The following is a 23,702-nucleotide window of genomic DNA, read 5'->3' on the forward strand; positions in this document are numbered from 1 at the left end:
ATCAGTGGGTCTGGCCCAAGGCCGAAGGCGCCTTGTGCTGGTCAGGGGAAGCGCCCTTTGGGCGAATGCGTACGAAGAAGACGGCGATGGCCGCTAGCACCGAAGTCACGGCCAGGCCATACAGCCCGCCCTGGATCGACCCGGTCTGCTGTTCGAGCAGGCCGAAAGTGGTGGGGGCAACGAAGCCGCCGAGGTTGCCGACGGAGTTGATCAAGGCGATCACGGCCGCGGCGATACGGGCGTCTAGGTAACCCTGCGGAATCGGCCAGAACAGCGACGAGGCGGACTTGAAGCCGATGGCGGCGAAGCACACGGCGACGAAGGCGAACACCGGGCCGCCAGTGGTGGACATGAACATGCCGATGGCAGCGACAACCAAGGCACCGGCAACCCAGGCCTGCTGGAACTTCCAGCGCGTGGAACCGGCAGCGAAGGCGTACATGGCGATGATCGAGATCAGCCACGGGATCGAGTTGAAGAAGCCGACCTGCAGGTCGCTGAGATCGCCCATGCGCTTGATGATGCTCGGCAGCCAGAAGGTGGCGGCGTAGATGGTCAGCTGGATGCAAAAGTAGATCAGGCAGAACAGCACGATCTGGCGGTCCTGGAGCAGGCGCCAGGCCGATGGCTTGACTGCGCCCACGGCTTCACGATCACGCTGTTCGCGGTCGATGGTCGCCACCAGCGCGTCCTGTTCGGCCGGGCTAAGCCACCTGGCATCCTGCGGTTTGGAGTCGAGCCAGAAGAACACGAAGAAGCACAGGGCCACCGAGGCCATGCCTTCGATGAACAGCATCCACTGCCAGCCATGCAGGCCCAGGCCCTGGATCTGCATCAGCGCGCCGGCCAGCGGCCCGGAAATCAGCGATGCCAAGGCCGAACCGCTGAGGAAGATGGCAATCGCCTTGCCACGCTCGGCGGCCGGCAACCAGCGCGTGAAGTAGTAGATCACACCGGGGAAGAAGCCTGCCTCGGCCACGCCCAACAGGAAGCGCAGCACGTAGAACTGGGTTTCGTTCTGGACGAAGGCCATCGCGGTGGCGACCACGCCCCAGGTGAACATGATGCGGGTCAGCCACAGCCGCGCACCGACTTTCTGCAACAGCATGTTCGAGGGCACCTCGAACAGCGCGTAGCCGATGAAGAACAGCCCGGCACCGAAACCAAAGGCGGCGGCACTGATGCCCAGGTCGCTTTCCAGGTGCGGACGGACGAAGCCGATATTGACGCGGTCAAGGTAGTTGACGATGAACATGATGACGAACAGCGGCAGGACGTGGCGCCTGACCTTGGCCACGGCACTGGCCAAAGCGTCGCCTTCATTCCGGGCAGACGGAGCGAGGGTGTCGTTCACAGGTGTATCTCCCACTGATTGTTATTGTGCGGGTCGAGGTTGTCTGACATGACAGTGGAACGGAGCATAGGCGCAGCGAAGTTGTACGACAAGATGCCGGCTATCACCTAAATGGCAAAATACAAGCTTATAACTCAGTAAATAGCGTCGAAAATGCTGATAAATCGATTGTCGGACCTGTACCGTGCAGAGAAAAAACGGGCAAAAAATATTTTTATCGATTAACTTGTCATACAAGCCAGTCAACTCCGGACTACTCATGGATACTCCTGCCAAACGCAGCCACAGCCGCGCCCACGACCTGGTGTCGAGCCTGACCCAGCAAATCCTGCTGGGCACGTTCAAGCCGGGGGACAAACTGCCGTCTGAGAACACCCTGGTGCGCGAGCATGGCGTCAGCCGCACCGTGGTCCGTGAAGCGCTGTCGAAACTGCAGGCTTCAGGCCTGGTGGAACCGCGCCACGGCATCGGCACCTTCGTGATGGAGCGCCAGGGCCAGGCGGGTCTGCGCGTGGGGGCGGAAAATGCCGCGAGCGTGCGCGACCTGCTGGAGCTGCGCATCGGCCTGGAGGGCCAGGCGGCCGCGCTCGCTGCCGTGCGCCGCAGCGACGAGCACCTGGTGCGCATGCGCAAGGCGCTGGATGACTACCAGGACCTGGCGGCTGCCGGTGACAGCTGCATCGAGGCAGACCGGCGCTTTCACCTGTTGATCGCCGAGGCCACTGGCAACCTGTATTTCAGCGAGGTGATGGCGCAACTGGGCAACGGGTTGATCCCGCGTAACCGCATGGCCCTGGCCGAACGCGCCGGCGCCAACCTGGCGCGGCATGCCTACCTGGCCAACCTTGAGCATGAGGCGATCCTCAATGCCATCCGCCGGCAAGACCCGGACGCGGCGCGGGCGGCGATCTGCCTGCACCTGTCCAACAGCCGCGATCGCCTGCTGCCGGACTAGGGCCGCTGTCGTTGCCGTTTCACCAGGTCAGGCAGATCTTGCCGAAATGCCGGTTGCTCTCCTGGTAGCGGAACGCCTCGACGATCTGCTCCAGCTCGAAATGCTTGTCCACCACTGGCCGCAAGCCATTGGCATCGATCGCCCGCACCATCGCCTGCTGCTGCGCACGGCTGCCCACCAGCACACCTTGCAGGCGGATCTGGCGTACCAGTGCCTGCACCAATGGCAGCTGACCGGCTACACCGGTCAGAATGCCGATCAACGACACATGCCCACCAATGCGCGCGGCGATCATCGACTGCTCCAGGGTCGCCGGCCCACCCACTTCGATCACATGATCGACGCCGCGATTGCCAGTCAGCTCACGGGCCTTCTCGCCCCAGGCCGGGGTGCTCTTGTAGTTGATCAGGTGGTCGGCGCCGAGGGCCTTCAGGCGTTCGAGCTTGGCGTCGCTGGACGACGTGGCAATGACCGTGGCCCCGGCCAGCTTGGCGAACTGCAGGGCGAAGATCGACACACCGCCGGTGCCCTGCACCAGCACCGTGTCACCGGGTTTGAGGTGATCGTCGCTCATCAAGCTGCGCCAGGCGGTGAGGCCGGCCGTGGTCAGGGTTGCAGCCTCGGCGTGGCTGAACCCCTTGGGTGCCAGCGTGAACGAAGTGACCGGGGCCGTTACCTGCTCGCGGGCATAACCATCAATGCCATCGCCGGGCACCCGGGCAAAGCCTTCGACGTTGGCCTGGCCGTCGAGCCAGTCCGGGAAGAAGGTGCTGACGACGTTGTCGCCAACCTTGAATTCACTCACACCTGCGCCGACCGCGACCACTTCGCCGGCGCCGTCGGCCATGGGAATACGCCGCTCGCTCGGGCCCCACATGCCACTGACCACGGCGAAGTCGTGGTAGTTGAGGGAGCTGGCATGCAGTTGCACGGTGATCTCGCCCGGCTTGGGCGCAGGCGCCTCGCAGGTGCCGACTTCGACCTTGTCGTAGCCGCCGCCGGGTTGCACATAGATGGCCTTGCTGGTCATGACTGGGGCTCCATTCAGAGAAAGACTGGGGTTCAGCATAGCCAGTGTGGGCCTGTTCGCGGGCGTGCCCGCTCCAACAGATATTGCACTGGACTCGGGCCTGTAGAGATCCTGTGGGAGCGGGCGAGCCCGCGAAAGGGCCGGAACTGGCAACAGATAATTCAGCCCAGCATCACCCGCAACGCCCGGCAATCTGCTGCATGCCAATCCACCAGTTCCGGCCACGGGTTATCCGGCAAGTTCACCAGCACCGTGCGCGCCCCAGCGGCCCGCCCACAGTCCAGGTCAAAGCGATAATCCCCAACCATCACCAACTCGCCAGGCGCCACGCCCCAGCTACTGGCAATCTTCAACAGCCCATCCGGGCTCGGCTTCGGCTCGGCCTCATCGCGCCCGAGAATGTGCTCGACCTGGAAGCAGTCCGCCAGGCCGATCGCCTCCAGCGTCACATGCGCCAACTCCCGCGCATTGCGGGTCAGGATGCCCAGGCGGCAGCCACGTTCGGCCAGCTCACGCACCAGTTCCACGGCCCCGTTGGCCGCTGTCGAGGCAATCGCCAGGTCGCGCTCATGTTCCAGCAGCCAGGCATGCTTGGCCGCCGCTTCCGCCGCCGGCAGCGCCGCCAGATGGGTGAGAATGTCGTGCTCGGCCGGGATATCCAGGGCGACGCGGATGGCGGCGAAATCGTGCACCGCCACGGTCAGGGTGCCGTCCATGTCGAACACCCAATTGCGGATTTCGGCCAGGCTCATGCCCAGTCCTTGCGGTGGCGAATCAGGCCTTCCTGGGTCGACGACGCCACCAGCTGGCCGGCGCGGTTGAAGATGCTGCCGCGGCAGAAACCCCGGGCATTACCAGCCCATGGGCTGTCGGTGGCGTACAACAGCCACTCATCGGCGCGCAGGTTACGGTGGAACCACAGCGAATGGTCGAGGCTGGCGATCTGCATGTCGCGCTGCCACACCGATTTGCCATGGGGCAGCAGCGACGTCGTCAGCAGGCCGAAATCGGAAGCGTAGGCCAGCAGGTACTTGTGCAGCGCCGGCACGTCAGGCAAAGAGCCGTCGGCGCGGAACCAGGCGTACTTCACCGGGTCGCCGGGCTGGGGGTTGAACGGATCGCGCTCGGTCACCGGGCGAATCTCGATCGGCTTGGCGCACAGCACCTTGTCGCGGATGCGTTCGGGCAGCTTGTCGGCGTGGGCGCTGGCCAACTCGACTTCGGTCGCCAGGTTTTCCGGGCCGACCACGTCGGGCATCTGCACCTGGTGCTCGAAGCCTTCCTCGTCGTACTGGAACGACGCGCTGCAGGTGAAGATCGGCTGGCCCTTCTGGATCGCCGTCACCCGCCGGGTGCTGAAACTGCCGCCATCACGCACGCGGTCGACCGAATAAACCACCGGCAAGCTGGCATCGCCCGGGCGCAGGAAGTAGCCGTGCAGCGAATGCACATGGCGCGCATCCTCGACCGTCTGGCTGGCCGCCGACAGCGACTGGCCCAGCACCTGGCCACCGTACAGCTGACGGAAGCCGAGGTCCTGGCTGCGGCCACGGAACAGGTTCTCCTCGATCGATTCGAGGCTCAACAGGTCGACCAGGTCGTCCAACACATGACTCATCGGGGGTTCTCCTTGTAGGAGCGAGCCTTGCTCGCGATGCGCCGCTGAGCGGCGCTCGGTTTCACAGGCGCTGAACATCTTTCGGCAAGCACCTTTCAGGGATGAGGAAATGATACAAGGTTTGTCATCGACACCGTGCATGCCGGCTCATTCAGTGCGCAGGGTCTGCTCCCAGTGTGCGCGGTCGATGCGATACAGCACGTGAGGGCGCAGCGGGTGGCCGATGGGCAGGCGGGGGTGGTCGAAGCTGCCATTGACGTCCTGGACCATGCCGATGGCCTGCATGACTTTTTGCGACGGCAAGTTGCTCTCGCTAGTGAACGACACCACCTCTTCCACGCGCAATTGGGCGAAAGCACAACGCAGGCAGGTCCATGCCGCCTCGCTGGCAAAGCCCAGGCCCCAATGACGCCGGGCCAGGCGCCAGCCAATCTCCACCGCCGGGGCGAACGGCGCGTCGAAATTGACGTTGAGCAAGCCCGTCATGCCGATGAACGCCCCGCTGTCTTTTCGCTCAAGCGCCCACAGGCCGAAGCCGTATTCGTTGAAATGCCCGCGGATCCTGCCGATCAGCGCCGCCGCTTCGAGCCGCGTCATGGGCGCCGGGAAATAACGCATCACCTGCGGGTCGGCACACATTGCCGCAAATTCGCGCAGGTCGTCATCGTGCCATTGGCGCAACACCAGGCGGGCGCTTTCCAGGTGGAGGATGGGGGTCATGAGAACAGCTCCGGTTTTACCCAATGGCATTTTACAGCGTAGGCGCGGCCAGGTTTGACACGCAACCGGCGGCGCCCAGAATGCAATTTTCACAACCCCTTCACTAGCCCCCGACAGACGGCTGAGCACAATGCCCCCACACCACCGCCGCGCCATTGGAGTGACGCATGCAGCCGAGCAACACCTTGGGCCATCCCGCCATCCACGCCCGTCGCAAGCGACGCATGTCACGCAAAGCCCTTGGTGCCGCTCTCGGTTTGTGCATGGTCATCGCAGCGGTCACCACCTGGCTGTCAACGAGGACCCATATCGTGGACCTTGGCAACGAGCGGCAGTTGAATGAAAGCGGCCTGCTGCAGGACTGGGCAGACGGTGCAGTGATCGTGATGATCCGCCATGCCGAACGTTGCGACAGCGCACCCGGCCCTTGCCTGAACGACCCTACGGGTATCACCGTGGCCGGCAGCGAGGCCGCCACCCGGGTCGGACAAGGCTTGAAACAACTGGGCCTGGGCAATGCCGAGGTGCTCGCCAGCCCCAAAGTACGTACCCTGCAGACGGCGCACTTCATCCTTGGCCAGGCCGTTGCCAGCGAAGCCTGGCTGGAAAGCTGCGACAACCAGTTCGCCCGTGAAGCGCTGGCGCGCAAGCGTGCCGGGCATAACCTGGTGCTGGTCACCCACAATGGCTGCATCGACCACTTCGCCCGCCAGCAGGGCGTGGCCGGGGGTGAGCGTGAGAGCAACTACGCCAGCGCGCTGTTCGTCTCGGTGGACGCCAACGGCAAGGCGCGCATCCTTGGGCGCTTGAACGAGCCAGACTGGCAACGGGTATTGGCCAGCGTGGGGAAATAACTGGCAAGATCAGCGCTGGCCCCGATTGCGAACGTCCCATGCCGCTGCCGCTGATCTACCACGAAGACTACAGCCCGGAATTCCCCGCCGGGCACCGCTTTCCCATGGAAAAGTTCCGCCTGCTGCGCGACCACCTGGTGGGCAGCGGCCTGACTACCGACCAGGCCCTGCTGCGCCCGGACATCTGCCCCAACGACATCCTCGCCCTGGCCCATGACCGCAGCTACATCGAGCGCTACATGAACGGCGAACTGTCCGGCGAGGACCAGCGCCGCCTCGGCCTGCCCTGGAGCGAAGCCCTTGCCCGGCGCACGGTGCGTGCAGTGGGCGGTTCGCTGCTGACCGCCGAGATGGCGCTGCAGCATGGCATCGCCTGCCACCTGGCCGGTGGCACCCACCATGCCCACTACGACCATCCGGCCGGTTTCTGCATCTTCAATGACCTGGCGGTGATCAGCCGCTACCTGCTCGAAGCCGGGCGTGTGCACCGGGTACTGATCTTCGACTGCGATGTGCACCAGGGCGACGGCACGGCACGCATCCTCCAGGACACCCCGGACGCCATCACCGTGTCCCTGCACTGCGAACAGAACTTCCCGGCACGCAAGGCCCACAGCGACTGGGACATTCCCCTGCCACGCGGCATGGGCGACACGGCTTACCTGAAGGTGGTGGAAGACGCGCTGAACTACCTACTGCCGCTCTATCAACCCGACCTGGTGCTGTACGACGCCGGCGTCGATGTGCACAAGGATGATGCCCTGGGCTACCTGCAACTCACCGACGATGGCCTGGCGGCGCGTGACGAGCTGGTGATGCGCCATTGCCTGGGCCGTGACATCCCGGTGGTCGGGGTCATCGGTGGCGGCTATAGCAAGGACCGCGAAGCCTTGGCCAGGCGCCATGGCATTCTTCACCACAGTGCGGCGCGTGTCATAGGTTGTTCACAATGACTGTGGAACCGCTTGTGGATAACCTGCGGGAAAGGCGCTGCAGCCCTTGACCGGTGGGGGCTGCAGAACACTGATCATTTTTTGTTCAGTACGTGGATTGGCCCGGCTGCGCTAGAATGCGCAGTCTTTTCCACAACCTGCTGCCTACCATGCCAGATAAAAACCCCGCATCCCCTCCCCTGGCCGTCGTGATCGGCGGCGGCCCTGCTGGCCTGATGGCGGCTGAAGCCATGGCCCAGGCGGGCCTGGCGGTGGAAGTGTTCGATGCCATGCCTTCGGTGGGCCGCAAGTTCTTGCTGGCCGGCGTCGGTGGCATGAACATCACCCATTCGGAAGCTTATCCACAGTTCGTTTCGCGCTACGCCGAGCGGTGCAGCGAGATCGACGGGTTGCTGCGCGACTTCGATGCCGATGCGCTGCGCCAGTGGATTCACGGGCTGGGTATCGAAACCTTTGTCGGTACGTCGGGCCGGGTTTTCCCGACCGATATGAAAGCAGCCCCGCTGCTGCGCGCCTGGTTGAAGCGCCTGCGTGACATCGGTGTAGTTATCCACACCCGCCATCGCTGGTTGGGCTGGAATGCCGACGGCAGCTTGCGAATCGCTTATCCACAGGGTGAATTGCAGGTCAAGGCCGACGCCGTGGTGCTGGCTCTCGGTGGCGCCAGCTGGGCCAGGCTGGGCTCTGATGGAGCCTGGCAGCCATTGCTGGCCGAACGCAATGTGGATATCTCGCCACTGCGGCCAAGCAACTGCGGATTCGAGGTCGAAGGCTGGAGTCCAGTGCTTGTGGACAAGTTTGCGGGGGCGCCGCTGAAGAACATTGCCCTGAGCGTGCCGGGCATGGCGCCGCGCAAAGGCGAGTTCATCCTCACCGCGCAGGGTGTCGAGGGCAGCCTGGTGTATGCATGGTCGGCGCAACTGCGCCAGGCTATCGAGCATCAGGGGCAGGCCAGGCTGTTGCTCGACCTGTTGCCGGACAAGCCTGTGGACAAGATTGCCCAGGCGCTGGCCAAACCACGCGGGTCGCGGTCGATGGCCAAGCATCTGCACAGCCAGTTGGGGATCGACGGGGTCAAGGCGGGGTTGCTGCGGGAGCTGACGGATCAGGCGACCTTTGCCGATCCTCAGGCGCTGGCGCGGGCGATCAAGGCCTTGCCGATCACGCTGGTACGCACGCGACCGCTGGACGAAGCGATCAGCAGTGCCGGTGGCGTGCGTTTCGAAGGGCTGGATGAAGGGTTGATGGTCCGCCGGATGCCGGGGGTGTTCTGTGCGGGCGAAATGCTGGACTGGGAGGCGCCGACTGGGGGGTATCTGCTGACCGCGTGCTTTGCCAGCGGGCTTCGTGCGGGACGAGCGGCGGTGGATTGGTTGGCGCGGCCTGCCTGATCGATTGCCGGGGCTGCTTCGCAGCCCTTTCGCGACACAAGGCCGCTCCTACAGAGGTACGCAATCCCCTGTAGGAGCGGCCTTGTGTCGCGAAAGGGCCGCAGAGCGGCCCCAGGGATCTCAAGGCTTACGCTTGCGCGGCCCGCCGTTGAAGCTCGGCACCTTGCGCACAGCCTTCACCGATGGCTCCGCAGCACCTGCCTCGGCACTGTCCATCCAGCGCCCCAGCCCACGCTTGGCGCTGTTCTCTTTCGGTTTCTTGGGCTTCTTCGGCTTCTTGATCACCTGGCCGCTGGCATCGGTCATCGGTACCCGATGCTCGGGGATGAAGTCTGGCTCTTCAAGGCGCGGCAGGGTCTGCCGGGTCAGCACTTCAATCGCCGAGAGCATCTGCACCTCATCGGCACACACCAGCGAAATCGCCTCGCCCTTGTTGCCGGCGCGGCCGGTACGGCCAATACGGTGCACATAGTCCTCGGCCACGATCGGCAGGTCGAGGTTGACCACCAGCGGCAGGTCGTCGATATCCAGGCCACGGGCGGCGACATCGGTCGCTACCAGCACCTGGATTTCCCGCGCCTTGAAACTGTCCAGCGCACGCTGGCGGGTGGCCTGCGGGCGGTCGCCGTGGATGCCGTCGGCATTGACGCCTTCAGCCAGCAAGCGCTCGACCAGCTGATCGACGCCATTGCGAGTCTTGGCAAATACCAGCACCTGCTTCCAGCGCTGCTTGCGCAGCAGGTGCATGAACAAGTCGGCCTTGCGTTTCTTGTCCACAGGCACCAGCCACTGCTTGACCGTGGTCGCCGCGGCGTTGCGCGGGCTGACTTCGATGCTCAGCGGGTCGTTCAGGGCCAAGCCGGCGAGCATGCGGATCTGCTCGGAGAAGGTGGCGGAGAACAGCAGCGTCTGACGCTTGCGCGGCAAGGCGGCATAAACCGACTGCAGCTCTTCGGCAAAGCCCAGGTCGAGCATGCGGTCGGCTTCGTCGAGCACCAGTGTCTGTACCTGATTGAACTTCACCGCATTCTGGCGGAACAGGTCGAGCAGTCGGCCGGGCGTGGCCACCAGCAGGTCGACGCCACGGCGCAGGCGCATCATCTGCGGGTTGATGCTGACCCCGCCGTAGACGGCATAGGTGCTCAATGGCAGGTTTTCGGCATATTCGCGCACGTTGTTGTGCACCTGCTCGGCCAGCTCGCGGGTCGGTACCAGCACCAGCGCACGGATCGAGTTACTGGCAACCTTCTCACCTTCCAGGGCAAGGCGCTGCAGCACCGGCAAGGCGAAACCGGCGGTCTTGCCAGTGCCGGTCTGGGCTGCGGCCATCAGGTCGCGGCCGGCCAGCACGGCGGGGATGGCCTTGGCCTGGACTGGGGTCGGGGTGGTGTAGTCCAGCTGCTGCAAGGTGCGCAGCAGCGGTTCGATCAGGCCGAGTTTGGCGAAATTCATGGCAATACCGTCAGGGGGTTCAGCGAAGGCGGCAAGTTTACCGCATCACCCCTGGCTACTTGCTGCAGATTTCGCCTTTCATCGGCTGCTCTGGCGCCTTGCGCCATTGCGGCAGGCCGATCAGCACCACCGCGCCGATGATCACCGCCATGGCCAGGCACTCCTCGGTGCCGATCTGTTCGCCGGCAAAGAGGATACCCAGCAGCACCGCCACCGCCGGGTTGACGTAGGCGTAGCTGGTGGCCGCTGCCGGCCGCACGTTCTTGAGCAGGTACATGTAGGCACTGAAGGCGAGGATCGAACCGAACAGCACCAGGTAAGCCAGCGCCCCCCAGCCGGCAAGGGTCGGCATCTGCGTCATGCGCTCACCGGACAGTGCACTGCCCAACAGTAATACCGCACCGCCTACCAGCATCTCGGCGGCACTGGCCATCGGGCCTTGGGGCAAAGGAAGGCTCTTGCTCCACACCGAACCGAACGCCCACGCCGCCGCAGCGAACACCACCAACGCCGCCCCCACTGGGCTGGCCTGCAGGTTGGAACCGAGGTTGAGCAAGGCGATACCCAGCAACCCGAGCAGGATACCGGCCCACTCCAGCCGCGAGTTGCGGTGGCCGAACAGCAAACCGAACAGCAGCGTGAACAACGGCACCGTCGCCACCGCCAGCGCTGCCACGCCCGAGGCCACACCCGCATGCTCGGCCACTGTCACCCCGCCATTGCCGCAGCTGAGCAACAGGAAACCGATCGCCCCTGCCGCACGCCATTGCGGCCAGGTCGGGGCCGGCACACCCCGCCAGCGCAGGAAGCCATACAGCAAACAGCCGGCGATGATGAAACGCACACCGGCCATCAGCATCGGCGGCCACGATTCGACACCGATGCGAATGAACAGGTAGGTGGAACCCCATACCAGGTACAGGGCAATGAAGGCGCCGATGAGCAGCAGCGGAAAGCGACGGGAGGCAGGCATGGCAGGTAACTCAGAAATCCGTTTTCGGGTGACCGAGTTTAGGGCGGTGCACAGGTAAATATAAGTTACAAAACCGTGCGAAATGAGCGGCACACTTTTGCTGCGCTCATCAGGCTAATTTGGCCAAGGTTTCACCAACCTTCGCGGCAGGCGTTTTCTGCAGGCGGCACAGCAATTCGTGGGAGAGTTGCTGGACGCCGTGGGCCTGGCGCAACACGCCTGCCAGGTGTTGCAGCAGGTTGGCGGCCATTTCGGCATCGGCCATGGCCCGGTGTGCGGTACCGGTATGCGGCAGCCCGGCCCACCGGGTCAGGGTACCCAGCTTGTGGTTCGGCGCCGCCGGCAAGAGGCGCCGTGACAGCAACAGGGAACACGCGAAAGACTGCTGCCGGCTGCGGCCGATGCGGCTCAGTTCGTAATCCCAGAACTTCTGGTCGAAGGCGGCGTTATGCGCCAGCAATGGGGTACCTCCGACGAACTCGGCCACTTCGTTCATCACTTTATCGACCGGCGGCGCCGTGCGCAGCATGGCGGTGGTGATGCCGGTGAGCCCGGCGACGAAGGCCGGCACCGGCACACCGGCATTCATCAGGCTCTGATAGCGCTCGACAATGCGCCCGCCTTCCAGCATCACCACCGCCACCTCGGTGGCGCGGCAGCCGGCACCGGGCGAGATGCCGGTGGTTTCAAAGTCGATGACAGCGATACGTTCCATGAAAAAACCTTAGTGCTTGAGCAACAGCGCGCCCTCGATGGGCACATAACGGGTGGCGGCGCGAATCAGCGACAACGCTGTCAGGCCGGGCACGCCATAGACTACCGCCTCGGTGCCGTGGCGCTGGATGACCCGTTCCAGCAGCAGGTCGAAGTCACCATCACCCGAGGCCAGCACCACCTGGTCGACCCGGCTGGCGGCATCGATCACATCGAGAGTGATGCCCACATCCCAGTCGCCCTTGGCCGAACCGTCGCTGCGCTGGATGAACGGCTTGAGGCGCACGTCGAAACCGAGGTTGCGCAGGATCTGCTGGAATTGCTGCTGCTTGCTGTCACCGCGATCGATGGCATAGGCGACGGCCTCGACGATCTCGCCTTCGCGGCTGACCTCCTTCCACAGTGCGGTGTAGTTGAAGTGGCAGCCATGGACCTGGCGCACGGTGTAGTAGAGGTTCTGCACATCGGCGAACAGCGCGATCTTTTTCACCACATACCCTCGACATGAAAAGGGGCGCAATGCGCCCCTTCGGAAATGCCAGCAGTATGCCAGACCGGTCAGACGAACGTATCGTCATCCGAGAAGAAGCCACCACCATCGTTGCCGTAGTCGGTATCGGCCCAGCCGCCCTGGTCATTGCCCCAGCCACCGTTGTCGGCAACCTGCTGCTGCGCCCCCTGGTCATTCCAGCCGCCGTTGTCACTGGCCGGTGCCGGCTCTTCCTTGATCACCTCGACCACCTCTTCAGGCTGCGAGTTGTGGTGGAACAGGCTGCTGATACCTTGCGCCAGCAACACGCCACCGGCGACGCCCGCAGCGGTCTGCATTGCACCACCGAGGAAGCTGCTGGCGCCGCTGCGCGCTGGCGCGGCGCCAAAGCCAGGCTGTTGCGGCTGTGCTTGAGCCTGCATCTGCGGCTGCGGCTGAGAGAAGCCTGGCGCACTCGGCTCGCGCCAACCGCCACCCGATGCTACCGGCGCACTAGGGCGCTGCGGCTGAACCGGCTCCGGGTTGCGCGCACCGGCACCGAAGATGCTGGAGAGGAACCCACCGCCGCCATTGCCACTGCTGGCACGGGTCGCCTCAAGCTGGGCACGGGCCTGCTTCAGTTCGGCCTCCAGTTGCTTGTTCTGCTCATCCAGGCGCTTGATCGCGGCTTCCTGAACCAGGATCGCCTGGGCCATGTAGTAAGGCGCTGCCGGCTGCTGGCGGACATGCTCCTCGATCCGTGCCTGCGCCTGCGCATCGCGCGGCTGGCTTGGGTCTTCGGCTTGCTTGATGCGGCCGAACAGGCCGTCGATCAGGGTTTGTTCATCAGTGTTCATTGGGCTACCTCATGGGCTAGCAGGACATCGGACATGGCAAAGATGGGGCGCCCGGCCCAAGGATTCAATCACCGCGCGGGTGAAACTTTTTTCAGCAAGCGACCGCTCTGGGCTAAAGTTAGGCCCCTGCTTTTACTGCCTTGCGATGTTGACTGATGAATCCGCTGAGCGTTCTGCGCGACTCCCTGTACTTCTTCCGCCGCCACCTGGCCAGCATCATTCCGCTATGCCTGCCGCTAGTGGTGCTCGAAGCCCTCTCCACCCAGCTGCTGTACCGCCAGCTGGGCGAGCAGGCCTCGCCGGCCTACGGCATGCTGATCAGCCTGTTGTTCTATCCGCTGTACAGCGCGGCGCTGATCCTATACCTGGACACCCGCAGCAACGGCCAGGAGATTCGCAAGCGCGACCTGTTCGCCCGCGCCGTGCAGCTGTGGCCGCAACTGGCCCTGCTGATCACGATCAGCTCGCTGCTGATCATGGCCGGCCTGGCGCTGCTGGTGTTCCCGGGCGTGTGGATCATGATCAACCTGGTGTTCGCCGAATACCTGCTGGTGCTGCGTGGCCTGCCGGTGGTGCAGTCGATGCGTGAAAGTGCGCGCATGACCACCGGGCACTTCCTGCGCATCATGATCTGCGTGCTCGGCGTGCTGGCACCGATCTGGCTGATCGATGGCCTGCTGCTGATGGCCTTCCCCGAGCCTGCGCCGGGCGTCGAACTGGCCCTGGACAGCCTGAGTGGGTTCCTGCAGTTGTTCAGCACGGTGGTGCTGTATCGCCTGTTCATGTTGCTGGAAGCGCAAGAGCAAGCCTGAAGAACCGAGTACCGGAAAAGGACGACTATTAGCAGCAAACACCTGACCGAAACCCGCAAGTTTCTGAGCTATGTCCTGCGCCATGAGCCTCACGCCATCGGCCTGCAACTCGATGCCGAAGGCTGGGTGGATATCGATGCCTTGCTTGCTGGCGCGGCAAAGGCAGGCCGCATGCTGGACCTGACAACGCTCCGTGAAGTTGTCGAAAGCAGCGACAAGAAGCGCTTCACGCTCTCCGAAGATGGCCAGCGTATTCGGGCTGCACAAGGGCATTCGGCTTCAGGCGTGAATCTTCAGCACACGAAAAAGCAGCCGCCGCCGGTGCTCTATCACGGGACGGCAACACGCTTTCTTGAGTCAATTCTGCAGCAAGGGCTGATTGCGGGTGCACGCCACCATGTGCACCTGTCGCAGGAAACCGTGACGGCGGTCGCTGTCGGCGAGCGATATGGGAAACCGGTGCTGTTGAAGATCGATGCCCTGCGCATGCATCGGCGGGGGTTCAGGTTCTACCAGTCTGAGAATGGCGTGTGGTTGACTGAAGCGGTCCCCGTTGAATTCCTCTTGATGGACGATCAGCTGACCTAAGGCGTAAGGCGCAGCGCCCGCGCCCTACTCCCCTGCCTTGGTCTTCAAGGTGTTCAGGATTCTGCCGGTGTAGTGCCCGTTCTGCGGTCAACCGCAGCCGTGACCATACTCGACGGGCGTATTTGCGCAAATTGCCCTTTCATCTCGACCAACTGTGGGCGCCCGCAGAACATGTTCTGCTTGTCTTGGTCATTCATGAACCAGTTGCCTCCAAGACGGCGCCTGAACACCTGCCCCACGTACCTGGCCGCGGGCGCTCGTCGTACATTTTGACCGAGCAGGTCTCAGAGCTTAACCCCGCGCAATTCTGCTGTTTGTAGCGTTCGTTTTCTGCCTTGACCCGTTCCTCGGCGACGACCTCTGGCGTCTTGCCTGCCGCCAAGGCCTCGGCAACATCACTCAGCGCATTGTTTCCCGCAGAGTTCCTCCCCGCCTGGCCCGCTGCAACGGCATCTCCCAAGCCGCCGCCCGTTGCAGCGCCTCCCAGCGCTGAAGCAAGCGTCGCCAGCGCGGAAATGGTCTGTTTCTCTTCCTCACTCAGTTGATCCCGAGGCTTGTCAGGGTAGATCCGAGCAGCTATCAACTCACCAGTCGCTGCGCCGGCCGCACCCGCAACCGCCGAGTTGCCCTGGGCCTGAGCCACCACGGCACCCAATACGGCATGGGCCATGACCCGGACGTTTTCGTTATCACCCGCTACTTTCTTGATAACGCCGGCCAAATACGGGGCCGAGGCTCCGGCAAGTGCACCACCGATGTTGCCACCGGCCCGCAATCCCCTTCTCCAGAGGCGTTTCAGGTACCGCGCGGCTTGGCCCGTGCGGTAGCTTCGGCCACCAGCGGATCATCAGGCCAGTAATGCTTCGGGTAGCGCCCCTTCAGGTCCTTCTTCACCTCGGCGTAGGTGGTACGCCAGAAGTTGGCCAGGTCCTGGGTCACCTGCACCGGCCGCCGCGCTGGCGACAACAGATGCAGTTTTACCTGCTGGCGGCCCTGGGCAATGCGCGGCGTATCGGCCAGGCCGAACAGTTCCTGCAGGCGCACGGCAAGGATCGGCGGGTGTTCGCTGTAGTCCAGGCGGATGTTCGAGCCGGACGGCACCGCCAGATGCGCCGGCGCCCATTCGTCCAGGCGCTGCGGCAATGGCCAGGGCAGCAGGTTACGCAGGATCGACGGAAGGTCCAGCGCGGCGAAGTGGCTCAGGCGCGAGACCTTGCCCAGGTAGGACTGCAGCCAGTCTTCCAGTGTCGCCAACAGCGCCTCGTCCCCCAGGTCGGGCCATTCGCTTTGCCCGTCCTTGTCCAGATCCAGCTGACGCAACAGCGCCACCCGTGCTTGCCACTGGCGCAGCTCCGGGGTCCAGGTGAGCAGGTTCAGGCCCTTGCGCCGCACCAGGCCAAGCAGCGCCCTGGCGCGGGCCTGGTCATCCAGGCCGGGCAACGGTTCGCGGCCCACTATCAGCTCGCCGACCTTGGTCTGGCGCTCGGCGCGCAGCACTTGCTCGCGCTCGTCCCAATCAAGGACATCGACGCGCTCGACCTGCTCGGCCAACACATCTTCGAGCAGCGCGGGGTCGAACTCGGCCGCCAGATAGATGCGTTCTTCGCGCTGGCCCTGGCGGCTACCGAGGTCGGCGATTACCAGCCAGGGGCATTTCATCAATGCGTCAACCTCGGCGAACAAGGCGGCCCGGCCATTGGCCAGACGATACTCGGCGCCACCTTCGCGACGCTGTTGGGCGACCCGGTCGGGATAGGCCAGCGCCAGCAAGGCGCCTAGCCAGCGGGGATGGTCGGGGTCGGCAACCGCCGCCGTGGCCTGGCCGCGCAACAGGCCACGGTATTGCCGAGCGAGTTGCCGCGCACGCTGCACGCCGCCCTGGCCACCCCGGCTGGCCTTGCTTTCACCGCTGACCAGCGCCAGGCGGCTGTGCAGGTCGGCACCACCACCGCGCTGGATATCTCGCTCGCCAAGCAAGCCCGCGACATCGCAGGCCATCGTTGCCAGGCCAAGGTCCTGGCCGCGCAACAGCAGGTGGGCGATGCGCGGATGAGCCGGCAGTTCGGCCATGGCCTGGCCGTGGTCGCTGAGGTTGTCGCGGCTGCCCGGCTTGAACGCGCCCAGCCGCGCAAGCAGGTCCTGGGCCTGGGCAAAGGCCGCTGCCGGCGGCTGGTCGAGCCAGCGCAACTGGTCGGGAGTGACGCCCCAACGCGCAAGCTGCAAGGCCAGGCCGGCAAGGTCGGCCTGGAGGATCTCGGCGCTGCCGTGGGCAGTCAGTTGGTCATGCTGGGCCTCGGACCACAGGCGGTAGCACACCCCTGGTTCCAGGCGCCCTGCCCGGCCGGCGCGCTGGGTGGCGCTGGCGCGGGAAATGCGCTGGGTGTCCAGGCGGGTCATGCCGCTCCCCGGATCGAAGCGCGGCACCCGCGCCAGGCCGGCATCGATGACCACGCGCACGCCGTCGATGGTCAGGCTGGTTTCGGCGATGTTGGTGGCCAGCACCACCTTGCGCAGGCCCTGGGCCGGCGGGTCGATGGCGGCGCGCTGGGCACTGAGGTCAAGCTCACCATGCAGCGGGCACAGCAGCACATCTGGCCGCTCACCCAGGGCGTCCTGCAGGCTTTGATGCACACGGCGGATCTCCGCCTGGCCAGGCAGGAACACCAGCACGCTGCCAGGCTGTTCGGCCAACGCCAGCAATACGTTGTCCACCACCCGCGGCTCGATGAACTCGCCCGGCTGGAATGGCCGGCCCCAGCGGATATCCACCGGATGCATGCGGCCTTCGCTGCGCACCACCGGCGCGTCGCCCAGCAGCCGCGAGAGGCGCTCGCCTTCAAGGGTCGCCGACATCAGCAGGATTTTCAGCGCAGGCTCGTCACGCAGTAGTTCGCGGCCATTGAGGCTCAACGCCAGGGCCAGGTCAGCATCCAGGCTGCGCTCATGAAATTCGTCGAAGATCAGCAGGCCCACGCCGTCCAGCGCCGGATCGGACTGTAGCCGGCGGGTCAGGATGCCTTCGGTGACCACCTCGATGCGCGTGGTCGGCCCGACCTTGCTGTCCAGGCGGATGCGGTAGCCCACGGTTTCACCGACCTTTTCACCCAGTTCGCTGGCCAGGCGCTCGGCCGCCGCCCGCGCCGCCAGGCGGCGCGGCTCGAGCATGAGGATGGTCTGCCCGGCCAGCCACGGCTCGTTGAGCAGCGCCAGCGGTACGCGGGTGGTCTTGCCCGCTCCAGGCGGCGCTTCGAGCACGGCTTCATCGCGGTTATGCAGGACTTCGCGCAAGGCGGGCAAGACAGCATCGATCGGTAAAGAAATCATGGTGGTCCTCGAACAGTCTGGCGAGTATAACGGCGAACCCAGCCTGCTCTATCATGGTCTTAGCTTCAGGTGCTGGCGCTTCGCTTGCCCTGCTGAATACTTTTCGGAGATTTACATGCGCATCCCATCCCGTGTCATCGGTGGCGCCCTGATCGTCACGCTGCTGACCCAACTGACGGCCTGCGGCACCATCTTCTACCCAGAGCGCCGTGGCCAGATCGGCGGCAAGATCGACCCCGTCGTGGCGGCAATGGACGCCATCGGCATCCTGTTCTATGTCATCCCAGGCCTGATCGCCTTTGGCATCGACTTCGCCACGGGCGCCATCTACTACAAAGGCGGGCACACCGCCCAGGTCGATCCGGTAAAACTGCGTGACGCCGTCAGCCCGGATGGCAAGGTCGACAACCTCAAGCTGCAGGCCATTCTGGAAAGCGAACTGGGCCAGCGCCTGCCGCTGGATGACCCGCGGCTGATCCAGCACCGCGGCAGCGTGGAGCAACTGGCGGCCCTGGGGCTGGTACCCGCAGCCTGACACTGACAAGGACAACGCCCTGAGCATGATCACCCCAGCCGAGCATCAGCGTTTGCTGCGCCTGGCCACCCGCGCATCACTGGCGGTGGCCAGCATACTGGTGGTAAGCAAGGCCGTGGCCTGGTGGCTGAGCGGCTCGGTCAGCCTGCTGGCCGGGCTGACCGACTCGGCGCTGGACGCCGTCGCCTCGTTCCTCAACCTGCTTGCCGTGCACTACGCCCTGCGCCCTGCCGATGACGACCATCGCTTTGGCCACGGTAAGGCAGAGGCGCTGGCGGGCATGGCCCAGGCGCTGTTCATCGGGGTCAGTGCGGTACTGATCGGGATACAGGCCTATGAGCGCCTGCAAGCCCCGCAACCGCTGGGTGACACAGCCATCGGCATCGGCGTGATGCTGTTGTCGCTGGCGCTGACCGTCGCTTTGCTGGCCTTGCAGCGCAAGGTGATTCGCCTGACCGGCTCGACCGCGGTGCGCGCCGACTCGCTGCACTACCGGTCCGATCTGCTGCTCAACGGCAGCATCCTGCTGGCCCTGCTGCTGGCACGCCTGGGCTGGGCGCAGATGGATGCGCTGTTCGGCTTGGGCATCGCGCTGTACATCCTTTGGAGTGCACTGCAGATCGCCCGCGAGAGCACGGCGATTCTCATGGACAAGGAACTGCCAAGCGACATCGGCGAAGGGATGGTCGAACTGGTGCTGGGCATTCCAGGTGTCGAAGGCGTGCATGACCTGCGCACCCGGGTGTCAGGTAACCAGTGGTTCGTGCAATTGCACCTGGAGCTACCCGGGCAGCTGCCGCTGAATGCGGCGCACGACTTGTGCGTGCAGGCATCGGACGTCATCCGCCAGCGTTATCCACAGGCGGATGTGATGGTGCATGCCGACCCGGTGTGATCATTGGCAGGCACTGTCTTGCTCATTTTTTCAAGGTCGGCTCGATCCCTGTGGGAGCGAGCAGTTCCTCTCAGGCGTCAGTTGACGCTGTAGCCGCGGCCGCTGAAACAGGCGCTCAGCGCCCGTCGGTAGTTGCTCGCCACTTCGCCGGGAGGCGCATAAGGCGCCGTTGCCGGGTCGAAGCCTGACTGGCTTACCGCCCAGCGGTGGCACTGGTAGCGGTCCTGGTCCTGCTGCTCCTGCCCCTGGCCATGCATCGGGTAGGCAATCACGTCGTAGCTGTTGCCGGCCGGCGCTGCCGCCGACAACGGTGCCGGGGCCATGGCGGGCGGGTTGACCACGACGTACTCCTGGCTGTCGGCCAGGTACTGGTAGTAGGTGTCGGCTACAAGGAAGAACAATGCACCGCCCAGCCAGACTTCCCGCGCATAGGAAGGCAGGTAGTTGACCCGCACGCCGTAGGGCGGGGTTACCACCACGTAGCTGCCCCCATGCGGGCGATACCAGTAACCGCCGGAATAGAAGTAATCATCGCCGCGGTAGGGCACCTTCCAGTAGCGGTCCCGGAAGTGGTCGATGGTATGCCCCGGGCGATACTGCGGCCCGGGGCCCCAGCCATTACCGTGGCCATCCGGGCGCCCCTGCCAGTCGCCGCCGGGCCGTTGCCCTGGGCCGCCGGCTTGCCAGTGGCGGTAGTCGCCGTTGTGCCGGGGGATATCCTGGTAATAGCCCTGCCGCGCGGGCTGCGTCTGCTGCACTTCGTCACGCGAGTTGAGAGCGCGGCCAGGGGCTCCCTCGTTGCCGTGCCCCTCGCCCGGGCCTTCGGCCATAGCCCCGAGGCTGATACTCAAGCCCAGCAAACCAACACCTGCCAACTGCCAGATGCGCGACTTCATGTTGTTCCTCACGGTAAAGAAAACGGCATGCTGCCAGTCTACCGCGCTGGCACTAAGGGCAGATGAAATTGCGGCCATGAAAAAAGGGAGGCCATTGGCCTCCCTTTGAGAATTGTCGTCCGTGCTCGGCACTTGTGGCGCCGGCTCACCTCACAGCGTCTTCTGGAAGCTGTGTAGCCCGGGGGCCTGCAGATCCTGTTGGATGGCTGGCCGCGACCGCCCGCCTAGGGCGCGTCGCCGTGGACTGATGTCCGGGCAGTGATTCTGGGGTTAACGATACGGGAGCGGTAGCGGCACAGGATTGCGAAGATTGCTCAGATAAATAGCGCTTGCGCAATTTTTAACCCTGGATCGATAATTCACCGCAATCCGAACAGAAAAGGCCTTTTCCATGAGCAAACTTGACCGCTACGACCTGAGCATCCTCGCCGAATTGCAGCGCGACGCGCGCATCTCCAACCAGGAGCTGGCCGAACGCATCGGCCTGTCGCCATCGCCATGCTCGCGTCGGGTCAAGCAACTGGAAGACGACGGCTATATCTCGCGCCAGGTCGCCCTGCTCGATCGCAAGAAACTCGGCCTGAGCCTCACCGCCTACGTGCTGATCGGCATGGACCGGCACACCCCGGAGCGCTTCGAGACATTCGAAGCCGCCATCCGCAACCTGCCGCAGGTGCTCGAGTGCAGCCTGGTCACCGGCATGGATGCCGACTACCAGCTGAAGGTGGTGGTGCCAGACATGGACCACTACCAGAAACTGCTGCTGGGCAGCCTGACCCGCATCGAAGGGGTGACCAGCGTGCGTTCGAGCTTCGTGCTCAACCAGGTTCTGGCAAGCACCGAGCTGCCACTGACGCACCTGCGTTAAACCTCCACTCGCCCGCGTATAATCGCAAGCTCAGCCTGCCTGGAGAACACAGATGGATCCCGCCGTATTTGAAGAGTGGATGATGATCGTGCTGGTTACTGTACTGATCGGCTTCATGGGCTTCATCGTCTGGGACCTGGCGAAAAAGTCCAAGGCCGGGCGCTTTGGCACGATGATCCTGTTCTTCGTGCTCGGGCTGGGAGTGCTGGCCTTCATCATCAAGAGCGTGGTGGTGGCGTTTCTCGAAGGGGTCTAGGCCATCAACGCGCGAGCTTCGGGGCAACCTCGCGCCAGCAGCCCTGCTCCAGCCCATCCAGCGCCCAGTCGCCGATCCGCACCCGTACCAGGCGCAAGGTCGGCAAGCCGACCGCGGCAGTCATCCGCCGCACCTGGCGATTACGCCCTTCGCGAATCACCAGCTCCAGCCAGCTGGTCGGTACGCTCTTGCGAAACCGTACCGGCGGATTGCGCGGCCATAGCTCGGGCTCGTCGAGGCGCCGCGCTTCGGCTGGCAGGGTTGGGCCATCATTGAGCTCCACGCCATCGCGCAAACGCTGGATCTGCTCGTCGCTAGGTTCGCCTTCCACCTGCACCCAATAGGTCTTGGGCAACTTGTGCCTGGGGTCGGCAATGCGCGCCTGCAAGCCGCCATCGTTGGTCAGCAGCAGCAGGCCTTCACTGTCACGGTCGAGCCGACCGGCCGGGTAGATGCCAGGGATATCGATGAAATCCTTGAGCGTCGCGCGCCCTTCTCCGTCACTGAACTGGGTCAGCACGTCGAATGGCTTGTTGAACAGGATCAGGCCTGGCTCGGCCGGTGGCGCCTTGGCCTGGCGACGGGGGCCGGCAGGCCGCGCCTGGGGGCGGCGCGGCTTGGAACGGGGTGGCAGTGGCATGGATCCTCAGCGGAACGGCGGCTCATCGAAGCTGCGCAGTTTACGCGAGTGCAACGAATTGAGCTCGGTGCGCAGCAGGTCGAGGGCGGCGATGCCGATCTTCAGGTGCTGGCTGACCGCACGGTTGTAGAAGGCATTGGCCGAGCCGGGCAACTTGATCTCACTGTGCAGGGGTTTGTCGGACACGCACAGCAAGGTGCCATACGGTACCCGCAAGCGATAGCCCTGGGCGGCGATAGTGCCGCTTTCCATGTCCACTGCCACGGCACGCGACAGGTTGATCAACGGCCGCTCCTGGGCCCAGCGCAGCTCCCAGTTGCGATCGTCGTAGGTCAGCACGGTGCCGGTGCGCAGGCGCTTCTTCAGCTCTTCGCCACGCTCGCCGGTCACCTGTGCCGCGGCTTCCTGAAGTGCCAACTGCACTTCGGCCAAGGCCGGAATCGGAATGTTCGGCGGCACCACGCGGTCGAGGATCCCATCGCGGCGCATGTAGGCGTGGGCCAGCACGTAGTCGCCGATGGTCTGCGACTGACGCAGACCGCCGCAGTGGCCGATCATCAGCCAGCAGTGCGGGCGCAGCACCGCCAGGTGGTCGGTGATGTTCTTGGCGTTGGACGGGCCGACGCCGATGTTGACCAAGGTCACGCCATCACCGTCACCGGCGATCAGGTGATAGGCCGGCATCTGGTAGCGGTGCCAGACCACGCTGGCGACCAATGCCTGTGCTTCGCCGTGGTCCATGCCCTTTTCGATCACCACGTTGCCTGGCAGCACCATGCGCACGAAGCGCGGGTCTTCACGCAGCTGCTCGAGGCCGTGGCTGATGAACTGGTCGACATAGCGGTGATAGTTGGTCAGCAGGATCCAGGGCTGCACATGGCGCCAGTCACTGCCGGTGTAATGCACCAGGCGACGCAGCGAGAAATCCACGCGGGCGGCATCGAACAGCGCCAACGGCAGGGTTTCGGCATTGCCCCAGTCGTACAGGCCATCGGCGATGTTGTCGGTGGCTGCCGACAGGTCGGTGCTGGGGAATACCCGCGCCAGCTCGGCGGCGGTAATGCCGCTGCCAGCCAGCTCATCGCCCTGGTCAACCACGTAGGGGTAGGGAATGTTCTGCTCGCTGACGCCGACTTCCACAGTCACTGTGTAGTCATGCATCAGCGGTCGCAGCTGCTCCAGCAGGTAACCGCGGAATGCCGCCGGCTGGGTGACGGTGACGCTGTAGGTACCCGCCACCTGGACCTTGGCATAGGCGCGCGTGGTGGCAGCCACTTCACCGTGGCTGTAATAAGTCAGGCGCAGTGCGGGGTAGCGATACAGGGCGCGCTCGTCGGCACTCGGTTCGGTACGGTCTTTCAGGTATCGCTTGAGGGCCTGGCTCAGAGCCCCGGTGGCCTGTTCATGCAGGGCCGCCAGACGGTCGACGGCCTGTTCGGGGGTATCAACGACTACAAAAGCTTGGCTCACACTGGGCTTCCTGTCTGGACATGCATGTCAGCCATCTTGCCTGCCTTTGTTACTAAATACATCCCCGATGGTCAGCCG

General features: G+C 64.3%; 25 protein-coding genes. 10 read left to right on the forward strand and 15 right to left on the reverse strand.

Features of this window, described 5'->3' with window-relative positions:
* Position 1: 1 nt before the first annotated feature.
* On the reverse strand, positions 2-1,354 hold the full coding sequence (locus tag ACTORR_RS10535) for an MFS transporter (protein WP_054883945.1): 1,353 nt from the start codon (positions 1,352-1,354) through the stop codon (positions 2-4).
* Between the two features lie 259 nt (positions 1,355-1,613).
* Here ACTORR_RS10535 and ACTORR_RS10540 point away from each other — a divergent pair, with 259 nt between their 5' ends.
* A complete protein-coding gene (locus ACTORR_RS10540) occupies positions 1,614-2,309 on the forward strand; it encodes a FadR/GntR family transcriptional regulator (protein WP_286934203.1) in 696 nt (231 codons plus the stop codon).
* Positions 2,310-2,328: 19 nt separating this feature from the next.
* Here the strand turns inward: ACTORR_RS10540 and ACTORR_RS10545 are convergent, their stop codons facing one another.
* The 4 genes from ACTORR_RS10545 to ACTORR_RS10560 form a co-directional block, all read right to left on the reverse strand.
* Positions 2,329-3,339, reverse strand: a complete 1,011-nt coding sequence (locus ACTORR_RS10545; protein WP_262108848.1) for a zinc-dependent alcohol dehydrogenase family protein — start codon at positions 3,337-3,339, stop codon at positions 2,329-2,331.
* A gap of 161 nt (positions 3,340-3,500) precedes the next feature.
* Entirely contained in the window at positions 3,501-4,091 is a 591-nt protein-coding gene (locus ACTORR_RS10550; protein ID WP_054883942.1) for an HAD family hydrolase, read from the reverse strand.
* On the reverse strand, positions 4,088-4,957 hold the full coding sequence (tesB, locus tag ACTORR_RS10555; protein WP_054883941.1) for an acyl-CoA thioesterase II: 870 nt from the start codon (positions 4,955-4,957) through the stop codon (positions 4,088-4,090). Before tesB ends, ACTORR_RS10550 begins: the two co-directional genes overlap by 4 nt.
* A 147-nt stretch (positions 4,958-5,104) precedes the next feature.
* Positions 5,105-5,677: a GNAT family N-acetyltransferase gene (locus ACTORR_RS10560; protein ID WP_054883940.1), complete on the reverse strand. Its 573-nt coding sequence runs from the start codon at positions 5,675-5,677 to the stop codon at positions 5,105-5,107.
* Positions 5,678-5,844: 167 nt separating this feature from the next.
* On the opposite strand from ACTORR_RS10560, the gene ACTORR_RS10565 reads away from it, so the two are divergent.
* The 3 genes from ACTORR_RS10565 to ACTORR_RS10575 all read left to right on the forward strand — a co-directional run bounded on the left by ACTORR_RS10565 (position 5,845) and on the right by ACTORR_RS10575 (position 8,875).
* Complete coding sequence (locus ACTORR_RS10565) at positions 5,845-6,531, forward strand: histidine phosphatase family protein (protein WP_099814671.1); 687 nt, start codon at positions 5,845-5,847, stop codon at positions 6,529-6,531.
* Between the two features lie 38 nt (positions 6,532-6,569).
* On the forward strand, positions 6,570-7,484 hold the full coding sequence (locus ACTORR_RS10570; RefSeq protein WP_054883938.1) for a histone deacetylase family protein: 915 nt from the start codon (positions 6,570-6,572) through the stop codon (positions 7,482-7,484).
* 149 nt (positions 7,485-7,633) lie between these two features.
* Entirely contained in the window at positions 7,634-8,875 is a 1,242-nt protein-coding gene (locus tag ACTORR_RS10575) for a TIGR03862 family flavoprotein (protein ID WP_286934209.1), read from the forward strand.
* A 120-nt stretch (positions 8,876-8,995) separates the two neighbouring features.
* On the opposite strand, the gene ACTORR_RS10580 is transcribed toward ACTORR_RS10575, so the two are convergent.
* The 5 genes from ACTORR_RS10580 to ACTORR_RS10600 form a co-directional block, all read right to left on the reverse strand.
* Positions 8,996-10,327, reverse strand: a complete 1,332-nt coding sequence (locus ACTORR_RS10580) for a DEAD/DEAH box helicase (RefSeq protein ID WP_286934212.1) — start codon at positions 10,325-10,327, stop codon at positions 8,996-8,998.
* 55 nt (positions 10,328-10,382) lie between these two features.
* Positions 10,383-11,300, reverse strand: a complete 918-nt coding sequence (yedA, locus tag ACTORR_RS10585) for a drug/metabolite exporter YedA (protein ID WP_286934215.1) — start codon at positions 11,298-11,300, stop codon at positions 10,383-10,385.
* Positions 11,301-11,409: 109 nt separating this feature from the next.
* Positions 11,410-12,015, reverse strand: coding sequence for a 3'-5' exonuclease (locus ACTORR_RS10590; RefSeq protein ID WP_099814670.1), 606 nt, complete (start codon positions 12,013-12,015; stop codon positions 11,410-11,412).
* 9 nt (positions 12,016-12,024) lie between these two features.
* Positions 12,025-12,504 carry an NYN domain-containing protein gene (locus ACTORR_RS10595; protein WP_286934218.1) on the reverse strand — a complete coding sequence of 160 codons (480 nt, stop codon included), beginning with the start codon at positions 12,502-12,504 and terminating at the stop codon, positions 12,025-12,027.
* A 68-nt stretch (positions 12,505-12,572) separates the two neighbouring features.
* On the reverse strand, positions 12,573-13,340 hold the full coding sequence (locus tag ACTORR_RS10600; RefSeq protein ID WP_054883933.1) for a DUF2076 domain-containing protein: 768 nt from the start codon (positions 13,338-13,340) through the stop codon (positions 12,573-12,575).
* 155 nt (positions 13,341-13,495) lie between these two features.
* Here ACTORR_RS10600 and ACTORR_RS10605 point away from each other — a divergent pair, with 155 nt between their 5' ends.
* Both ACTORR_RS10605 and ACTORR_RS10610 read left to right on the forward strand, forming a co-directional pair.
* Positions 13,496-14,152, forward strand: coding sequence for a YciC family protein (locus ACTORR_RS10605; RefSeq protein WP_099814668.1), 657 nt, complete (start codon positions 13,496-13,498; stop codon positions 14,150-14,152).
* A 27-nt stretch (positions 14,153-14,179) separates the two neighbouring features.
* Entirely contained in the window at positions 14,180-14,740 is a 561-nt protein-coding gene (locus tag ACTORR_RS10610; RefSeq protein WP_286934245.1) for an RNA 2'-phosphotransferase, read from the forward strand.
* Between the two features lie 193 nt (positions 14,741-14,933).
* Here ACTORR_RS10610 and ACTORR_RS10615 read toward each other — a convergent pair whose 3' ends face one another.
* Both ACTORR_RS10615 and hrpB read right to left on the reverse strand, forming a co-directional pair.
* On the reverse strand, positions 14,934-15,515 hold the full coding sequence (locus ACTORR_RS10615) for a VENN motif pre-toxin domain-containing protein (protein WP_286934222.1): 582 nt from the start codon (positions 15,513-15,515) through the stop codon (positions 14,934-14,936).
* 20 nt (positions 15,516-15,535) lie between these two features.
* Positions 15,536-18,064 carry an ATP-dependent helicase HrpB gene (hrpB, locus tag ACTORR_RS10620; protein WP_313364567.1) on the reverse strand — a complete coding sequence of 843 codons (2,529 nt, stop codon included), beginning with the start codon at positions 18,062-18,064 and terminating at the stop codon, positions 15,536-15,538.
* A 115-nt stretch (positions 18,065-18,179) separates the two neighbouring features.
* Between hrpB and ACTORR_RS10625 the strand changes: the two genes are divergently transcribed.
* Together ACTORR_RS10625 and ACTORR_RS10630 are read left to right on the forward strand one after the other, a co-directional pair.
* On the forward strand, positions 18,180-18,599 hold the full coding sequence (locus ACTORR_RS10625; RefSeq protein ID WP_054886744.1) for a hypothetical protein: 420 nt from the start codon (positions 18,180-18,182) through the stop codon (positions 18,597-18,599).
* A gap of 25 nt (positions 18,600-18,624) precedes the next feature.
* On the forward strand, positions 18,625-19,494 hold the full coding sequence (locus ACTORR_RS10630; protein ID WP_262108844.1) for a cation diffusion facilitator family transporter: 870 nt from the start codon (positions 18,625-18,627) through the stop codon (positions 19,492-19,494).
* A 77-nt stretch (positions 19,495-19,571) separates the two neighbouring features.
* Here the strand turns inward: ACTORR_RS10630 and ACTORR_RS10635 are convergent, their stop codons facing one another.
* Positions 19,572-20,390: a DUF6515 family protein gene (locus tag ACTORR_RS10635; protein ID WP_286934228.1), complete on the reverse strand. Its 819-nt coding sequence runs from the start codon at positions 20,388-20,390 to the stop codon at positions 19,572-19,574.
* 391 nt (positions 20,391-20,781) lie between these two features.
* Here ACTORR_RS10635 and ACTORR_RS10640 point away from each other — a divergent pair, with 391 nt between their 5' ends.
* Both ACTORR_RS10640 and ACTORR_RS10645 read left to right on the forward strand, forming a co-directional pair.
* Positions 20,782-21,258 carry an Lrp/AsnC family transcriptional regulator gene (locus ACTORR_RS10640; RefSeq protein WP_003249795.1) on the forward strand — a complete coding sequence of 159 codons (477 nt, stop codon included), beginning with the start codon at positions 20,782-20,784 and terminating at the stop codon, positions 21,256-21,258.
* 52 nt (positions 21,259-21,310) lie between these two features.
* Entirely contained in the window at positions 21,311-21,514 is a 204-nt protein-coding gene (locus tag ACTORR_RS10645) for a DUF2788 domain-containing protein (RefSeq protein ID WP_027917747.1), read from the forward strand.
* Between the two features lie 4 nt (positions 21,515-21,518).
* On the opposite strand, the gene ACTORR_RS10650 is transcribed toward ACTORR_RS10645, so the two are convergent.
* A complete protein-coding gene (locus ACTORR_RS10650) occupies positions 21,519-22,154 on the reverse strand; it encodes a pseudouridine synthase (RefSeq protein WP_313364566.1) in 636 nt (211 codons plus the stop codon).
* 6 nt (positions 22,155-22,160) lie between these two features.
* Entirely contained in the window at positions 22,161-23,624 is a 1,464-nt protein-coding gene (gene amn, locus ACTORR_RS10655; RefSeq protein ID WP_176507091.1) for an AMP nucleosidase, read from the reverse strand.
* Positions 23,625-23,702: the final 78 nt, after the last annotated feature.

The organism is Pseudomonas sp. SAR267, from assembly GCF_052077595.1.
GTDB lineage: Bacteria > Pseudomonadota > Gammaproteobacteria > Pseudomonadales > Pseudomonadaceae > Aquipseudomonas > Aquipseudomonas vlassakiae.

What these genes read in the sequence shown, in the direction of transcription:
- ACTORR_RS10540 (WP_286934203.1), top strand. Translation starts at nt 1,614, where the DNA reads ATGGATACTCCTGCCAAACGCAGCCACAGCCGCGCCCACGACCTGGTG.
- ACTORR_RS10545 (WP_262108848.1), bottom strand. Translation starts at nt 3,339, where the DNA reads ATGACCAGCAAGGCCATCTATGTGCAACCCGGCGGCGGCTACGACAAG.
- ACTORR_RS10550 (WP_054883942.1), bottom strand. Translation starts at nt 4,091, where the DNA reads ATGAGCCTGGCCGAAATCCGCAATTGGGTGTTCGACATGGACGGCACC.
- tesB (WP_054883941.1), bottom strand. Translation starts at nt 4,957, where the DNA reads ATGAGTCATGTGTTGGACGACCTGGTCGACCTGTTGAGCCTCGAATCG.
- ACTORR_RS10560 (WP_054883940.1), bottom strand. Translation starts at nt 5,677, where the DNA reads ATGACCCCCATCCTCCACCTGGAAAGCGCCCGCCTGGTGTTGCGCCAA.
- ACTORR_RS10565 (WP_099814671.1), top strand. Translation starts at nt 5,845, where the DNA reads ATGCAGCCGAGCAACACCTTGGGCCATCCCGCCATCCACGCCCGTCGC.
- ACTORR_RS10570 (WP_054883938.1), top strand. Translation starts at nt 6,570, where the DNA reads ATGCCGCTGCCGCTGATCTACCACGAAGACTACAGCCCGGAATTCCCC.
- ACTORR_RS10575 (WP_286934209.1), top strand. Translation starts at nt 7,634, where the DNA reads ATGCCAGATAAAAACCCCGCATCCCCTCCCCTGGCCGTCGTGATCGGC.
- ACTORR_RS10580 (WP_286934212.1), bottom strand. Translation starts at nt 10,327, where the DNA reads ATGAATTTCGCCAAACTCGGCCTGATCGAACCGCTGCTGCGCACCTTG.
- yedA (WP_286934215.1), bottom strand. Translation starts at nt 11,300, where the DNA reads ATGCCTGCCTCCCGTCGCTTTCCGCTGCTGCTCATCGGCGCCTTCATT.
- ACTORR_RS10590 (WP_099814670.1), bottom strand. Translation starts at nt 12,015, where the DNA reads ATGGAACGTATCGCTGTCATCGACTTTGAAACCACCGGCATCTCGCCC.
- ACTORR_RS10600 (WP_054883933.1), bottom strand. Translation starts at nt 13,340, where the DNA reads ATGAACACTGATGAACAAACCCTGATCGACGGCCTGTTCGGCCGCATC.
- ACTORR_RS10605 (WP_099814668.1), top strand. Translation starts at nt 13,496, where the DNA reads ATGAATCCGCTGAGCGTTCTGCGCGACTCCCTGTACTTCTTCCGCCGC.
- hrpB (WP_313364567.1), bottom strand. Translation starts at nt 18,064, where the DNA reads ATGATTTCTTTACCGATCGATGCTGTCTTGCCCGCCTTGCGCGAAGTC.
- ACTORR_RS10625 (WP_054886744.1), top strand. Translation starts at nt 18,180, where the DNA reads ATGCGCATCCCATCCCGTGTCATCGGTGGCGCCCTGATCGTCACGCTG.
- ACTORR_RS10630 (WP_262108844.1), top strand. Translation starts at nt 18,625, where the DNA reads ATGATCACCCCAGCCGAGCATCAGCGTTTGCTGCGCCTGGCCACCCGC.
- ACTORR_RS10635 (WP_286934228.1), bottom strand. Translation starts at nt 20,390, where the DNA reads ATGAAGTCGCGCATCTGGCAGTTGGCAGGTGTTGGTTTGCTGGGCTTG.
- ACTORR_RS10640 (WP_003249795.1), top strand. Translation starts at nt 20,782, where the DNA reads ATGAGCAAACTTGACCGCTACGACCTGAGCATCCTCGCCGAATTGCAG.
- ACTORR_RS10645 (WP_027917747.1), top strand. Translation starts at nt 21,311, where the DNA reads ATGGATCCCGCCGTATTTGAAGAGTGGATGATGATCGTGCTGGTTACT.
- ACTORR_RS10650 (WP_313364566.1), bottom strand. Translation starts at nt 22,154, where the DNA reads ATGCCACTGCCACCCCGTTCCAAGCCGCGCCGCCCCCAGGCGCGGCCT.